The organism is Micromonospora sp. DSM 45708 (genome assembly GCF_039566955.1).
In the GTDB taxonomy this organism is placed as follows: Bacteria; Actinomycetota; Actinomycetes; order Mycobacteriales; family Micromonosporaceae; genus Micromonospora.
In genome coordinates, this window is the sequence record NZ_CP154796.1 from 3,596,438 (window position 1) to 3,611,398 (window position 14,961).

A 14,961-nucleotide genomic window follows, 5' to 3' on the forward strand; every position below is an offset into this window, starting at 1 on the left:
CCTCGACGGGCACCGCCACCACCTGACCGCCCTCGCATCCCGGCTGCTCCCGACCGGGTGCCCTCCCGGCCGACGAGTAAGCATGCCATGAACCGACAGTGAGGTGAACTCCTCCGGACGGCGGATTCAGTCCCGTGTACGGGACGGTGGGATCAGGTGGTCGAAGTCCCCGTCCCGGGCACCGAGCACGAACGCCGCGATCTCGTCCACGGTGTAGATCAGCGCCGGCCCGTCGGGGTGCCGGGAGTTGCGTACCGCGATGCCGCTGCCGCCGGGCAGTTCGGCCAGCTCGACGCAGTTGCCGCTGGGATTGCTGCGGCGACTCTTCAACCACCGCATCGGGGGCAACTCGGTCACGGGTACGCCGTTCGGGGGCTGTTGCATGGGCGTCCTTCGGGAAGAGCCAGCCGAGGCCGCGGGGAGGGGCGGTGGGTGGCGACGTCTGTCGACTGAGGAGTGAGATGCACGTGCATCTGCTATTGCATCTGCAATGGACAGCGAGCATGATAGCCGAACGTACGGTGTGCCGGGTCGCTCACGTTCGGTGACCTGAACCCGGCCCCCGGAAGCCGCTGTGCGCGGCCGGGGACTGGTGAGGAGGGCGCGTGCCGGATCCGATGACCGTCGCCTCCAGCATCTCCGCCGCCGGCGCACTGCTCTCCGCCTGGCAGCTCCGTCGCCGGGCCGTGCGCGCCGAGGCCGAGCTCGAACTGCTCCAGGCGGAACTGGCCGCCGAGCGGCACGCCGCCAGCCACGACCCGCTGACCGGGCTGCCCAACCGCCGCGCCTTCTTCCGACTGGCCGCCGCCCTGCTCACCGACCCCGCCGGCCAGCCCCTGGTGGCGGTGGTGCTCGACCTGGACGACTTCAAACAGGTCAACGACCGCTACGGGCACGCCGCCGGGGACCAGGTGCTGGTCAGCGTGGCCCAACGGCTGGCCGCCTTCGCCGGCAACAACCTGGTGGCCCGGCTCGGCGGCGACGAGTTCGCCGGCCTGCTGGCCAGCCCCACACCCGACCGGCGCTGGATCGAGCACGCCACCCGCCGGCTCTGCGAGGCGCTGGCCGCGCCGATCCCGCTCGGCGGGCGCAGCATCCGGGTCACCGCCTCGGTCGGGCTCGCCCCGGTGCACGGCCCCGCCCAGCTCGCCGACGCGCTGTGCCGCGCCGACGCCGCCATGTACGAGGCGAAGACGCTCGGCGCCGTCCGCCCACCGCGCCAGCTCGTCGCCGAGCACTGACCCCGTCGGCGGTCAGCCGGCCGGCCCGGCGTGCGCGCGTGGGCTCCGGCCCGGTCGGTCAGCGCCAGCCGTAGCCGGCGCGCAGCGCCTGGCCGACCCGGTCGAACCGGGGCCGGTCCAGCACCGCGCCCTCCCGGCGGATGCTGTCCTCGCGCATGGTGAGCACCCGGTCCAGGCGGACCCAGCTCGGCCGCTGGTCCCGGTCCCACTCCCCCGGGCCGAGCGACAGCCAGTGCCGCTGGCCGTCCCGCTCGCTCTGGCTGGACAGCATCAGCCCGAACAACGTGCGGCTCTGCCGGCCCACAACCAGCACCGGCCGGTCCTTGCCCTGCCGGGGGTCGTCCTCGTAGGGCACCCAGGTCCAGACGATCTCCCCCGGGTCGGCCTGCCCGTCCGGCTCCGGCGCGTACGACAGCTCGCGGCGCTGCAACGCGCTGACCTGGCGCCGGCGCGCGACCTGGGCCGGGATCGGCCCGCTCGGGCGGGCGGGCGCGGCGGCGCCCCCGGTGATCCGACCGAGCCGGGACGCCACGTTCCTCAACAGACCTGCCACGGTCGGCAGCCTAGCGGGTCGGTGCGCGGGGAATCCGGTGGCGGCCCGGCCGCCCGGTTCGCCACCATGCAGCGGTGACCGTTTCCCGCCACCAGATCCGGGCCGCCTTCACCGCCGGCACCGTCACCGTCTACCAGGCGTACCCGGCGGAGATCGCCGACGCGGCGCTGGCCGCCGGCCGGTTCGTGCCGCCGTTCAAGCGGGAGCGGATGACGTGGATCAAGCCGTCGTTCCGGTGGATGATGTACCGCTGCGGCTGGGCGCTCAAGCCCGGGCAGGAGCGGGTGCTCGCGGTCGAGATCAGCCGGGCCGGGTTCGAGTGGGCGCTGCGGCACGCCTGCCTCAGCGGCCACGACCCACGGCTGCACCCGGACCGGGACGCCTGGCGACGCGAGCTGCGGGCCAGCCCGGTCCGCGTGCAGTGGGACCCGGAACGGTCGCTGCGGTCGGCCCCGCTGCCCTACCGATCGGTGCAGGTGGGACTCTCCGGCGAGGCGGTCCGGCGGTACGTCGACGAGTGGCTGGTCGGGCTCACCGACGTCACCGCGCTGGCCCGGTCCGTGCACGGCCGGCTCACCGCCGGCGACGAGGCCGGCGCGGCGGCGCTGCTCCCGCGGGAACGGCCCTACCCGCTGCCGGCGGACGTGGCCCGCGTGATCGACGCTGACTGAACCCCTCGGGACCGGCGTGCCCGTCCGGCCGGGAGCCGCGACGAGCGGCACCGACGGCGGTCCGGGCGGGTGGCCCGGCGGCCGGTCAGTCCGGGCGGCGGGCCAGGACGAGCGTGGTACGCAGGTCCAGCACGACCGTGCCACCGAAGCCGTCGACCGCGGCGCCGACCGCGGCGCGGACCCGCTCGCGCAGCTCCGGCGGACGGCGTAGCTGCGGCGAGAACGTGTCGACCAGTCGCAGGTAGGCGGCGGTGTCCAGCGGCACCGACCGGCGGAACCGGGACTGCCGCAGGCCGGTGAAGCAGCCACTGTCGGCGATGTCGTCGTGGAACCAGCCGTCGGCCCGGTCGCCCCGGTCGCCCGGGTCGGCGGCGGCGAACGCGGCCCGGATCGCCTCGGCCTGCGCCGCCTCGACGTAGGCGTAGCGGTGGCTGAGGACGGCGAGCGTGCCACCGGGGCGCAACGCGTCGTGCGCGCGCCGGTTGCGGGTGGCCGGGTCGAGCCAGTGCCAGGCCATCGCGCAGGCCAGCACGTCGACGCCACCGGCCGGCGGGCGCCACTGCTCGAAGCTCGCGGTCACCACGCGAACGCCCGGGAACCGCTCGGCGAGCACGCCGGCCATCCGCGCGTCCGGCTCGACGCAGGTGACGGCCGCGTCGAGGGCGAGCAGCGCGGTGGTGGCCAGCCCGGTGCCGGCGCCCACCTCGACCAGGGTGCCGAGCGGGCCGCCGTGATAGCCCCGGATCGCGTCCGCGAGCTCGGTCGGGTAGCCCGGTCGCGCCTCGTGGTAGATGTCGGCCGTCTCTCCGAACAGTTGCGACATGGCCGCCATCCTCCCAGATCCGGACGGTGTCGGATGCCCGTCACGCGCCACGCTCCCCTCCGCTCGCCACGATGGCAGGGGGTGAGGAGGACGACCGTGGGTGGATTCCTTCAGGCGCTGGTCACGAAGCTGGCCGAGGAGCTGCTGAGGCTGCTTCTCGGGTGGCTCGCCCCGAGGGCGCTGCGGTCCGTGCCGCACCCGGCCCCGCCGGACTGTCCGCGCTGCGGTGGGTACGGCGTGGCACGGTGGGCGCCGCGGCGGGCCACCACGGCGTTCGTGCTCGGCCTGATCGCGTTCGGGTAGGGGTTCACCGCGACCGTGCTCGGCGTACCCGTGGTCGTGCTGCTCGTCTGGGTCGGGGCGCGTACCGCGTGGGCGGGCGACCTGGCGGCGGCGCTGCCGGCCCTGGCCACGCCGCTGGGCCTGGCGGTGTCCGGGGCGGTGATGCTCGCGGGCGCCGCCGCGCTGGCCTGGTACCAGTGCCCCCGGTGCGGCGCCGGACAGGCCGCGCCGACCGTGCAGGCACCTGTCACACGGGTCTCCGTGCGCTCCCGGAAGCGCTGAGCGGGGCCCTGGCTACGCTGCCGGGCATGGGCCTGCCACACGATCTGCCCCTGTTCGAGCGCAGCGCCGTCCGGCTGGTGGTGCTCGACACCGCCGATCGGGTGCTGCTGTTCCACACCCGCGATCCGGACCATCCCGACCTGGGCGTGTGGTGGGAACTGCCGGGTGGCGGCCTGGACCCGGGCGAGACGTACCGCGAGGCGGCGGTGCGCGAGCTACGCGAGGAGACGGGCATCGTGGTCGCGCCGGGTGAGATCGGCGCGCCCACCTGGCGACGGCGGGCCAGCTTCCGGCACCGGCAGCGCCGACACCTCCAGGACGAGGTGGTGGTGCCGGTGCGGCTGGCCGGGCCGGGGCCGGACGTGGACGGCGCACAGCGGATGGACTACGAGGTGGAGGACTACTTCGGATTCCGCTGGTGGCCGGTGGCCGAGGTGCTCGCGGAGCGCCCGCGCTGCTATCCCGGCCGGTTGCCGGAGCTGCTGCCGGCGTTCCTGGCCGGCGAGGAGATCGACGAGCCGTTCGAACTGTGGTCCTGAGCCGGCGTGCCGGCGGGCGCGTCAACCGGCAGAGTGGGACGGGTGAATCCACTCCACGCACCCCTGGCCCACTACGCCGAGCGGCTGCACGGCGCCGCCGGTGACACCCACCACGTCGCGTCGCCGCTGGGCGCCTGGCTGCTGCTGGCACTCACCGGTCCGGCCGCCACCGGGCAGGCCCGGGCGACGCTCGGCGAGGCGCTCGGTGTCGACCCGGACGACGCCGCCGCGTCGGCCCGGGCGTTGCTGGCCGCGCCGCACCCGATGGTCGCCGCGGCCACCGCGCTGTGGGAGCGGACGCCGTTCGAGGAGTTGACCGGGTGGCGGGCCGGGCTGCCCGGGCACACCGAGCGCGGCCCGCTGCCCGACCAGGCGGCGCTGGACGCGTGGGCCCGGGAACGCACCGGCGGCCTGGTCGAGCGGTTCCCGGTCGACGTCGCGCCGGACACCCTGCTCATCCTGGCGAACGCGCTGGCCACCCGGGTGTCCTGGGCCGACCCGTTCGAGGTGGCGCCGGCCGCGGAGCTGGGCGCGGGCAACGCGTGGGCCGGCCGGTTGCGGCAGGTGCTGCGGACGCCCCCGGTCGGGCACCGCTGCGCGGTGGTGGCCACCGAGCGGGCCGGCGACGTGGCGGTGCACGTGGCACCGGCGCGCGCGGGCGACGACGGCACCGGGATGCTGGTGGTGTCCGTGGCCGCCGCGCCGCACGTGCCGCCCGGCGCGGTGCTGGCCGCCGCGCAGCAGGTGGCCGTGACCGCCGCCGACGTGCCGAACGGGCCGGTGCCCGGGCAGCGGTCCCTGTTCGACCTGCCGCTGGGCGGGAGCCCGCTCTGGACGGTGCGCGAGGAGCCGACCCGCACGTTCGCCCGGGACGGCCGGGAAGAGCACGCCACCGCCGTGCTGCCGTGCTGGGCGGCGGAGAGCCGGCACGACCTGACGCCGGCCGGGCTCGGCTTCGACGCGGCGGCGCGGGCGCTGGGCGGGCTGCTCGGGTTGGCCGAGCCGCCGTTCGAGGCGGCGCAGTCGGCGGTGGCCCGGTTCGGTCGCTACGGCTTCGAGGCCGCCGCGGTGACCGCGTTCGGGATGGTGGCCGGGCTGCCCCCGGAGGGCGTCGCCCGCGTCGCCGACCTGCGCTTCGGTCACCCGTACGCGGTGGTGGCGGTGGCCACGGACACCGCGGGCGGCCCGTGGCACGCCCTTCCCGTCTACTCCGCCTGGGTCACCGACCCGGCGGAGGTCCCCGCCGACGAGGCCGGGTGACGCCGGCGGTCAGTCGCGGGACACGGTCCGGGAGGTCGCCGTCAGTCCGAGGTGGTGGCCCGGGGCCCGTACCGCTCGGCGGCACGCGCCCTGGCCTTGGCGGCCTCCACCTCGCGGTCCCGGGACGGCGCCGCCGTCACGAGGCTGTCCAGCAGGGTCCGGGTGGCCGCCGTGACGGCACGGACCGCCTCGTCGAACGCCGCCTGGTTGGCTGCGGACGGCCGGGTGGCGCCGCTGACCTTGCGCACGTACTGAAGGGCGGCGGCTTCGATCTCGTCATCGGTCGCGGGCGGCTCGAAGTTGTGGAGCACGCGAATGTTCCGGCACATGCCTCCACCATGCCAGCCCCCACCGACATCCGCACCGACCGAGACGTGACAGGCCGCCGCCGCGGCAACGGTGCCGCCCCGACCACGCGGTTCCGTGCCGCACCACCCGACGATCAAGGAGTTCGCGCCGGCCCGGGGCCCGAAACCGACGCGAACTCCTTGATCAACAGGGCGGGAACAGGGCCGGTCAGGCCGGGACGGCCTCCCGGGTCTCCGCCTTGGCGGCCAGACGCTTCTCCCGCTCCTGGGCGCCGATCAGGTCGTCCGGCAGGGAGTCCTCGACCTCCAGGTCGAAGCGACGCAGCAACCGGATCCCGAAGCCGCCCAGGGTGATCAGGATCAGGATCACCCCGAAGCAGACGTACGCGAAGCCGATGCCCCGGCCCGGACCGGTGCCGATCACCGCGCCCACGCTGTCGGCCAGCGACCCGCCCGGGGCGAGCATCGGCTCGAACAGCGCGGTGGCGGCCGGCGCCAGCAACGCGAACCCGATCGGCAGCGTGGACCACGAGATGGTCTGGTTCAGGCTGAACACCCGACCGTGGAAACGCTGCGGCACCTTCACCTGGACGATGGTCGCGTAGATCGACTGCGCGGTGGTCATCGCCATGGCCAGCCAGCAGAAGCCCACACAGATCATCACGATCGAGGCGTCGAGCCCGATCAGCACGCAGCCGATCGCGGTGCCCAGGTTGCCGATCAGCACGCCGATCATCCGACGCTTGCGCGGCCCGCCCCAGAGCGACATCAGCACGCCGCCGAGCACCGCGCCCACCGCCTCGGCGAGCGCCACCTGCGCCACCTGCGTCGGGCTGCCGAACGACAGCACCAGCGGGGTGGTGAGCACCAGCGCCGGGGCCAGGAAGATGTTGCCCAGCGCGAAGTAGCCGAGCATCAGCCGGAACCCGCGGTGCTGCCACGAGTAGCGCATGCCGTTGGCGATGGCCACCAGCAGCCGTTCCCGGGGCCGCCAGCCGAGCAGGTCCGGGAAGCGGACCACGGCCAGCGTGAGCACCGCGACCACGTAGCTGGCCACGTCGACGATCAGGATGCCCTTGAGTTCGATGGCGGCGAGCAGGCCGGCGGCGAACGCCGGCATGAGCAGCGTGGCCACACCGGTGGAGAGCTGGGTGATGCCCATCGCGTGCCCGAGGTAGCGCTTCGGCACGAGCTGCGGCACCGCCGACTGGAACGCGATCCGTTGGAACGACCCGGCCACCGAACTGAACGCCACCAGCAGGTAGATGTGCCAGAGCACCAGGTTGTCGGTCCACAGCAGGGCGGCCAGCACCAGTTGGACCGAGCCGGCCACGGAACTGGCCAGCATCATGATCCGGCGGCGGCTGACCCGGTCGACCAGCGCGCCGGCCACCGGCAGCATGAGCACGCCGCAGATCAGCGCCAGCGCCCAGAGCAGGCCCAGGTCGGCCACCGAGCCGGTGCGGTTGAACAGCCAGATCGGCAACGCGAACGCGGTCAGCGCCGAACCGGTGCTGGAGACGAGCTGCCCGATCGTGACCGCCAGGAACCGGCCCATGCTCGGCTTGACCGTGGTGGCCGGCTTGCCGGTGTCACCGACCCGGAGCATGTCGTGCACCGCCCAGCCGGCGTCCTCGCCCCGGGCCTCCGGCTCCAGGCCGGTGAGGTCACCGGCCACCACCGCGGGGTGGGTGCGGGTGACGATCTCGGCCAGCTCCTCGGCGCGGTACTTCAGGAAGAAGTGCCCGGCCTGGTCGAGCACCACCAACCCGAGCGTGTCGCTGAGGAACTGCCACTCGGCGTACCGCTCGCGGTAGTAGTCGGTGACCGGGTCCTCGGAGCCGACCACCGAGATGATCGGCGCGCGCAGCTTCGTCGCCTGCCGGTCCAGCAGCCGGGTGAAGTACTCCTCCGAGGCGCGGGAGTCGGCCCGCATGTTGCTGATGATCCGGTCGGCCTGCTCCGGGTCCAGCTCGTCGGTGTCCACGCCCATCGACTTGAGCCAGCTCGCGTAGTGCTTGTTGCTGCGGAGCTGCTCCAGCCGGTTGCGCGCCGCGGCGAACGGGCCCTTCGGGCGGGCGAACGGGAACATCGCGCCGATGTAGACGGCGGTCAGGTCCCGGCCGGCCGCCTCCACCTTGCGGGCCACCTCGGCGACGATCGCGCTGCCCACGCCGCAGTGGCCGTAGAGCGCGATCGGGCCCTCGACCCGCTCCACGATCTCGTCCGCGACCCGGGTGGTCAGCTCGTCGAACGGCAGCGCGTCCTCGCTGAGGCCGACGTCGTGGCCGGGGATGGCGAGCGACCACAGCCCGTACCCGGCCGGCAGCGCGTCCGCGAGCGGCTGGTAGACGATGGCGCTGCCGCCGCCGTACGGGACGCAGACGTAGGTCAGCACCCGCTTGGCCGCCGGGATCGGCTTGGTCAGCTCGTAGAGCAGCCGGCGGGGCCCCTCCTGGGTGGCGTCACCGGAGATGAACGCGGCCAGGTCCCGGATGGTGCGCTGCTGGAACAGGTCCATCACGCCGACCGCCCGGCCGCCCAGCTCCGCCTTGCGGATCTTGGCGACCACCTGGGTGGCGAGCATGGAGTGCCCGCCCAGGTCGAAGAAGTCGTCGTCGATGCCGAGCGTCTCCACGCCCAGCACCTCGGACCAGATCGCCGCGAGGGCCCGCTCGGTGTCGTCACGCGGCTCGACCAGCGCCACCGACGCCTCACGGGTGACCACCGGCGCGGGCAGCGCCTTGCGGTCCAGCTTGCCGTTCGGGGTCAGCGGCAGCGCGTCGAGCGTGACGAACGCGGCCGGCACCATGTACTCCGGCAGCGTGTCCTTGAGCGCCGCCTTCAGCGCGGCGTGCTCGGCGGGCCCGACCAGGTACGCGGTGAGCCGCTTGTCGCCGGGGCTGTCCTCGCGGACGATCACCGTGGCCTCGGTGACGTCCGGCTGCTCGCGCAACGCGCTCTCGATCTCGCCCAGCTCGATGCGCAGGCCGCGCAGCTTGACCTGGTGGTCGATCCGGCCGAGGAACTCGATCACCCCGGCGCCGTCCGGCCCGACGACCCAGCGGGCCAGGTCGCCGGTGCGGTAGAGCCGGGCCCCCGGCTCGTCCGCGAACGGGTCGGGGACGAACTTCTCCGCGGTCAGCGCCGGCCGCCGGTGGTAGCCGCGGGCCAGGCCGACGCCGCCGATGTGCAGCTCACCGGCCACACCGACCGGGCACTGCGCCCCGGACGCGTCGAGCACGTGCAGCCGCAGGTTCGCGATCGGCGCGCCGATCGGCACCCCGGTCAGCCCGGCCAGCCGGGCCGGCTCGCACGGCCACGCGGTGACGTCGATCGCCGCCTCGGTCGGGCCGTACAGGTTGTGCAGGCCGCACCAGGGCAGCCGGGTGGTGAAGTCGACCGCCGAGGTCAGCGGCAGCTCCTCGCCGGAGCAGATCACCCGACGCAGCGCGGTGGCCGCCTCGACGCCCTCCTCGGCCAGGAACACGGTCAGCATCGACGGTACGAAGTGGGCGGTGGTGATCCGCTCGGACACCAGCAGGTCACGCAGGTAGCCGGCGTCCTTGTGCCCGCCCGGCTTCGCCAGCACCAGGCGGGCGCCGGTGCGCAGCGGCCAGAAGAACTCCCAGACCGACACGTCGAAGCTGGCCGGCGTCTTCTGGAGCACCGCGTCGTCGGCGCCCAGCCGGTACGTCTTCTGCATCCAGTCGAGCCGGTTGACGATGCCCCGGTGGGTGTTCGGCACCCCCTTCGGGCGGCCGGTCGAACCGGAGGTGTAGATGACGTACGCCAGGTGTTCCGGCCCGGCGACCGGCGCCGGGTCGGTGCCGGGCTGGTCGGCCCAGACCGTCGCGTCGTCGAGGTCGAGCACGGTGGCGGCGGTGGCCGGCAGCACGTCGCGCAGGTGCGACTGGACCAGCACCACCGGCGCGTCCGCGTCGGTGACCATGAAGGCGAGCCGGTCCGCCGGGTACTCCGGGTCCAGCGGCAGGTAGGCGCCGCCGGCCTTGAGCACGCCGAGCAGGCCGGCGACCAGCTCGACCGAGCGTTCCGCGCACACCCCGACCAGTGTCTCCGGGCCCACGCCGGCCGCGCGCAGCCGGTGCGCGATCCGGTTGGCGTCGGCGTTCAGCTCCGCGTACGTGCGGCTGTGCCCGTCGATGGTGACCGCGACCGCGTCCGGGGTGGCGGCGGCGCGCTCCTCGATCGGGCCGTGCAGCGTCTCGTCGCGCGGGAAGTCCGCCGCGGTGTCGTTCCAGCCGGCGAGCAGCTCCCGCTCGACGTCGGGCAGCAGCGGCAGCCGGGACACCGGAGTGTCCGGCGCGGCGACGATCGCGTCCAGCAGCGCGGTCCACCGCCGGGCCATCCGCTCGACCGTGGCCCGGTCGAACAGGTCGGTGTTGAAGACCAGCTTGCCCCAGAGCCCGTCCACGGTCTCCACCGCGTGCAGCTCGAAGTCGAACCGGGTGGCCTGGAGCTCCATCGGGGTCCACTCGAACGTGACCTCGTCGCTGCGGGACACGCCGCGGAACCGGCCCATCTCGTAGTTCTGGAGCACGAACATGGTCTGGAACACCGGGGAGCGGCTGACGTCGCGGGGCAGGCCCAGCTCGTGCACCACCTTGGCGAACGGCACGTCGGCGTGCTCGAAGCCGTCGAGCACGCTGCGTCGGGTGCGGGCGAGCAGCTCGGTGAAGCTCGGGTCCCCGGCCAGCTCGGCCCGCAGCGGCAGCATGTTGATGAACATGCCGACGACGTTCTCCAGCTCCGGCGCGGACCGGCCGGCCACCGACGCGCCGACCGCGAAGTCGTCCTGCCCGGCGTGCCGGGCCAGCAGCACCTGGTACGCCGACAGCAGCGTCATGAACAGCGTGCCGCCGCTGTCCCGGGTGAGCGCGTTGAGCGCCTCGGTGGCCGCCGGGTCGAGCTGGAACTCGACGAAGTCGCCCCGGTAGGTCTGGGTGGCCGGGCGGGGCCGGTCCAGCGGCAGCTCCAGCGGGGTGATGCCGGCGAGGCGCTGCTTCCAGTAGTCGACGTGCGTCCGGGCCTGCGGGCCGTCCAGCTCCCCGGCCTCCCAGACGGCGAAGTCGCCGTACTGGATCGGCAGGGCCGGCGGCTCGCCGCCCCGGTAGAGCGTGATCAGGTCGCGCAGCAGCACGTCCACCGACCAGCCGTCGCCGACGATGTGGTGCTGGCCGAGGAAGAGCACGTGGTCGGAGACGTCCAGCCGGATCAGCAGCGCGCGCAGCAGCGGGCCGTGCGCCAGGTCGAACGGCTCGGCCGCCGCGGCGTCGACGAGCGCCTGCGCGGCGGCCTCGTCGGGTGCCTCCACCACGGTCAGCGGCACGTCCGGGGTGTCGGCGATGACCACGGTGGGGCGGCCGTCGGCGTCGGCCGGGAAGCGGGTGCGCTGCGACTCGTGCCGGGCGGCGAGCGCGGCCAGGGCCGCGCGCAGCGCGTCGACGTCGAGCGGTCCGCGCACCCGCAGGGGCACCGCGATGTGGTACGCGGCCTCGCCGGGGGCGAGCTGGTCCATGAACCAGACCCGCTCCTGGGCGTAGGACAACGGCACCTGCGCGCCGTCGGGCCGGGGGGTGATCCGGGCCGCGGGGGCGGTCTGGCGGGCGCGCAGTCGCTTGGCGATCAGCGCCTGCCGGGCCGCCTCGCGGGCCGGATCCTTCAGGTCGGTCATCAGTTGGTGTCCTCTTCCGCCGCGAGCAGCGCGGCGACCTCGGTGTCGGAGAGCCCGTCGAGTTCGGCGGCGATCCGCTGTTCGATCTGGGCGGCCAGGTCGGCCACCACGGGGCTGCCGAACAGCGCCCGCATGGGCAGGTCGACGTCCACCTCGGCGCGGATCCGGGCCATCGCCCGCATGCCGCGCAGCGAGTTGCCGCCGAGGGCGAAGAAGTCGTCGAGCGCGCCGACCTTCTCCACCTGGAGGATGTCGGCGTACACCTCGGCGACCAGCGCCTCCGCCTCGGTGCGCGGGGCGACGTAGCTGTCCTCGGTCGGTTCGGTGGCCGCCGGGGCGGGCAGCGCGGCGCGGTCCAGCTTGCCGTTCGGCGTCAACGGCAGCGCGTCCAGCCGGACCAGGGCGGCCGGCACCAGGTGTGCCGGCAGCTCGCGGGCCAGCTCGGCGCGGACCGAGTCGGAGTGCGCCGGGCCGACCAGGTAGCCGACCAGCATCGGCTCGCCGCCGTCGGTGCGCACCGCCGCGGCGGCGGCCCGCACGTCCGGGTGGGCGAGCAGCGCGGCCTCGACCTCGCCCAGCTCGATCCGCATGCCCCGCACCTTGACCTGGTCGTCGCGACGGCCCAGGTAGTCGAGCGTGCCGTCGGGACGCCAGCGGGCCAGGTCGCCGGTGGCGTACATGCGCGTGCCGGGCGGGCCGTACGGGCAGGGCAGGAAACGCTCGGCGGTGAGGCCGGGCCGGTCGTGGTAGCCGCGGGCGAGCTGGGCGCCGGTGACGTACAGCTCGCCGACCACACCCGGCGGCACCGGCTGGAACGCGGCGTCGAGCAGCAGCGCCCCGGTGTTCGCGGTGGGCGTGCCGATCGGCACCGGCCCGGGGACGACCGGCTCACCGGGGGCGATCCGGGCCGCGACGCAGCCGACCGTGGCCTCGGTCGGGCCGTACTCGTTGACCACCGCCACCTCGGGGTGCGCGGCCCGCCAGCCGGCGAGCTGCTCGCCGCTCAGCGCCTCCCCGCCGATCACCAGGTCGACCGTCGGCGACAGCTCGCCGTCGAGCAACGGCAGGTGACTCGGGGTGACCTTGAGGAAGGACGGCCGGCCACCGGCCCGCGCGGCCGGCGAGTCGATCGCGGCCAGCCGTACCGTGCCGCCGGCGGTGAGCGTGCCGAGCAGGCCGGTGACGGTGAGGTCGAACGAGACCGGCGAGTGCAGCAGCGCGGTGCCGGCCAGCCCCGGGTAGGTGGCCCGGGCCCAGGCCAGGTAGGCGGTCAACGCGCGGTGCTCGACCACCACGCCCTTCGGGCGGCCGGTGGAGCCGGAGGTGTAGAGCACGTACGCCGGGTGGTCGGGACGCAGCGGGGCGACCCGGTCGGCGTCGGTCAGGTCGTCGCCGGCCTGGTCCGCGCCGACCTCCCCGTCGAGCACCAGCGTGTCGCCGGGCACCAGCGCGGCGGTGTCCGCGGTGGCCACCACCAACGCCGGAGCGGCGTCGGCCAGCAGGTACGCGATCCGCCCGGCCGGGTACGCGGTGTCCACCGGCACGTACGCGGCGCCGGACTTGAGCACCGCGAGCATCGCCACCACCAGCTCGCAGGAGCGGGGCAGGGCGAGCGCGACCCGGGTCTCCGGGCCGGCCCCGCGCGCCACCAGCAGCCGGGCCAGCCGGTTCGCGGCGGTGTTCAGCTCGGCGTAGCTGAGCGTCACGCCGTCGCAGACCAACGCCGGCGTGTCCGGGGTGGCGGCGGCCTGCCGCCGTACCTCGTCGGCCACGGTGGTCGCCGGCAGCTCGTGCACGGCGCCGGTCCCGGCGCGGAGCACCAGGTCCCGCTCGTCATCGGTGAGCAGCGGCAGCGCGCCGACCGGACGCTCCGGCTCGGCCACGGCGGCGGCGAGCAGCCGCACGTAGCGCCGCGTCACCGTCTCCGCGGTCGCCCGGTCGAACAGCGCGGTCCGGTAGACCAGGCGGCACTCGCCGGTGGTGATGTCGAACGCCAGGTCGTCCTTGGTGGTGCCCAGCTCGACCGGGTCGAGGCCGGAGTCCGGGATCCAGTTCAGCGCGGTCTGGAAGATCGGCTGCACGGACGGGTCGCGCTGCGGGTCCACCGCCTCGACGATCTTCTGGAACGGGGTCTGCCCGTGTTCCATGGCGTCGATCAGGCCGTTGCGCACCCGGCCGAGCAGGTCGGTGAAGGTCGGGTCGCCGGAGACGTCGCAGCGCAACGCCACCGGGTTGACGAACATCCCGATCAGCGACGCCAGCTCCGGGTTGTCGCGGCCCGCGGTGGAGACGCCGACCACCACGTCGGTGTCACCGGAGATCCGCGACAGCAGCGCCGCGAAGCCGGCCAGCAGCACCATGTACGGGGTGGCCTGCGCGCCGAGCGCCAGCGTGCCGACCCGGTCGAGCAGCCCGTCGGGCAGCGTGAACCGCACCTCGTCGCCGGCGAAGCCGAGCTGGGCCGGGCGGGGCCGGTCCAGCGGCAGGCCGGTGACCGCCGGGGCGCCGGCCAGGTGGCCGGTCCAGAACGCGAGCTGCCGGTCCAGTTCGTCGCCGGTGAGCTGCTGGCGCTGCCAGACCGCGAAGTCGGCGTACTGGATGGGCAGCTCCGGCACGGCGGGCTCGGCGCCGGTGCGCGCGGCCTCGCAGAACGCGGCCAGTTCGGCGTGGAACAGCACCGCCGAGTGGCTGTCGAAGACGGCGTGGTGCGCCACGAACGCCAGCGCCCAGGCGTCGTCGAGGCGGAACAGCCGGGCCCGCCACGGCGGCGGCGCGTCCAGCGGGATCGGGGTGCGGCCCAGCTCGGAGCGGAGCCGCTCGAACTCGGCCAGCCGCTCACCGGCCGGCAGGTGACTCAGGTCGGTGGTGGGCAGCGGCACCGGCTCGTGGGCGCGCACCACCTGCACCAGCGCGCCGTCGTCGACCCGCAGGTGGGTACGGAGCGCCTCGTGCCGGGCCACCACCCGGTTGAGCACGTCGCTCGCCGCCTCGGCGTCCACGCCGGCCGGGAAGGCCCACGGGATGGAGACGTTGAACACCGGCGAGTCGGCGTCGAGCTGGTTGGCCATCCACACCCGCTCCTGGGCGTACGAGGCCGGGAACGTCCACTCCCGCTGGCTCATGAGAGCGCCTCGCGCACCGAGCGGGGGCGCATGTCGGTCCAGACCTCGTCCACGTGGGCCAGGCACTCCTCGCGGCTGCCGGCGAAGCCGGTGTCGTGCCAGCCGGCGGGCAGGTCCCGGTCGGCCGACCAGATCGAGTACTGCTCCTCGTCGTTGCGGACGACCAGGAATCGGGCTTCGGCCAT

General features: G+C 74.6%; 13 protein-coding genes. 6 read left to right on the plus strand and 7 right to left on the minus strand.

Going from position 1 to position 14,961, the window contains the following annotated elements; genetic code table 11:
• Positions 1 to 126: 126 nt before the first annotated feature.
• Positions 127 to 384 carry a DUF397 domain-containing protein gene (locus VKK44_RS15395; RefSeq protein WP_343441775.1) on the minus strand — a complete coding sequence of 86 codons (258 nt, stop codon included), beginning with the start codon at positions 382 to 384 and terminating at the stop codon, positions 127 to 129.
• Between the two features lie 221 nt (positions 385 to 605).
• On the opposite strand from VKK44_RS15395, the gene VKK44_RS15400 reads away from it, so the two are divergent.
• Complete coding sequence (locus VKK44_RS15400; RefSeq protein WP_343441776.1) at positions 606 to 1,241, plus strand: GGDEF domain-containing protein; 636 nt, start codon at positions 606 to 608, stop codon at positions 1,239 to 1,241.
• 58 nt (positions 1,242 to 1,299) lie between these two features.
• Here the strand turns inward: VKK44_RS15400 and VKK44_RS15405 are convergent, their stop codons facing one another.
• Positions 1,300 to 1,794, minus strand: coding sequence for a type II toxin-antitoxin system PemK/MazF family toxin (locus tag VKK44_RS15405; protein ID WP_343441777.1), 495 nt, complete (start codon positions 1,792 to 1,794; stop codon positions 1,300 to 1,302).
• A gap of 74 nt (positions 1,795 to 1,868) precedes the next feature.
• On the opposite strand from VKK44_RS15405, the gene VKK44_RS15410 reads away from it, so the two are divergent.
• Positions 1,869 to 2,465: a DUF4291 domain-containing protein gene (locus VKK44_RS15410; RefSeq protein ID WP_343441778.1), complete on the plus strand. Its 597-nt coding sequence runs from the start codon at positions 1,869 to 1,871 to the stop codon at positions 2,463 to 2,465.
• 85 nt (positions 2,466 to 2,550) lie between these two features.
• On the opposite strand, the gene VKK44_RS15415 is transcribed toward VKK44_RS15410, so the two are convergent.
• Complete coding sequence (locus VKK44_RS15415; RefSeq protein ID WP_343441779.1) at positions 2,551 to 3,288, minus strand: class I SAM-dependent methyltransferase; 738 nt, start codon at positions 3,286 to 3,288, stop codon at positions 2,551 to 2,553.
• 96 nt (positions 3,289 to 3,384) lie between these two features.
• On the opposite strand from VKK44_RS15415, the gene VKK44_RS15420 reads away from it, so the two are divergent.
• From VKK44_RS15420 to VKK44_RS15435, 4 genes are read left to right on the plus strand one after another with little or no spacing between them, the layout of a single operon-like run.
• Positions 3,385 to 3,591, plus strand: a complete 207-nt coding sequence (locus VKK44_RS15420) for a hypothetical protein (RefSeq protein ID WP_343441780.1) — start codon at positions 3,385 to 3,387, stop codon at positions 3,589 to 3,591.
• A 15-nt stretch (positions 3,592 to 3,606) separates the two neighbouring features.
• Entirely contained in the window at positions 3,607 to 3,852 is a 246-nt protein-coding gene (locus VKK44_RS15425; RefSeq protein WP_343441781.1) for a hypothetical protein, read from the plus strand.
• Between the two features lie 26 nt (positions 3,853 to 3,878).
• Positions 3,879 to 4,391: an NUDIX hydrolase gene (locus VKK44_RS15430; protein WP_343441782.1), complete on the plus strand. Its 513-nt coding sequence runs from the start codon at positions 3,879 to 3,881 to the stop codon at positions 4,389 to 4,391.
• Between the two features lie 42 nt (positions 4,392 to 4,433).
• A complete protein-coding gene (locus VKK44_RS15435) occupies positions 4,434 to 5,651 on the plus strand; it encodes a hypothetical protein (protein ID WP_343441783.1) in 1,218 nt (405 codons plus the stop codon).
• A gap of 41 nt (positions 5,652 to 5,692) precedes the next feature.
• On the opposite strand, the gene VKK44_RS15440 is transcribed toward VKK44_RS15435, so the two are convergent.
• From VKK44_RS15440 to VKK44_RS15455, 4 genes are all read right to left on the minus strand, one after another.
• Positions 5,693 to 5,980, minus strand: a complete 288-nt coding sequence (locus VKK44_RS15440; protein WP_343441784.1) for a DUF2277 domain-containing protein — start codon at positions 5,978 to 5,980, stop codon at positions 5,693 to 5,695.
• A 187-nt stretch (positions 5,981 to 6,167) separates the two neighbouring features.
• Complete coding sequence (locus VKK44_RS15445) at positions 6,168 to 11,654, minus strand: non-ribosomal peptide synthetase/MFS transporter (protein WP_343441785.1); 5,487 nt, start codon at positions 11,652 to 11,654, stop codon at positions 6,168 to 6,170.
• On the minus strand, positions 11,654 to 14,776 hold the full coding sequence (locus VKK44_RS15450; RefSeq protein ID WP_343441786.1) for a non-ribosomal peptide synthetase: 3,123 nt from the start codon (positions 14,774 to 14,776) through the stop codon (positions 11,654 to 11,656). The genes VKK44_RS15445 and VKK44_RS15450 overlap by 1 nt, the downstream gene beginning before the upstream one ends.
• Complete coding sequence (locus VKK44_RS15455) at positions 14,773 to 14,961, minus strand: MbtH family protein (RefSeq protein WP_343441787.1); 189 nt, start codon at positions 14,959 to 14,961, stop codon at positions 14,773 to 14,775. Before VKK44_RS15455 ends, VKK44_RS15450 begins: the two co-directional genes overlap by 4 nt.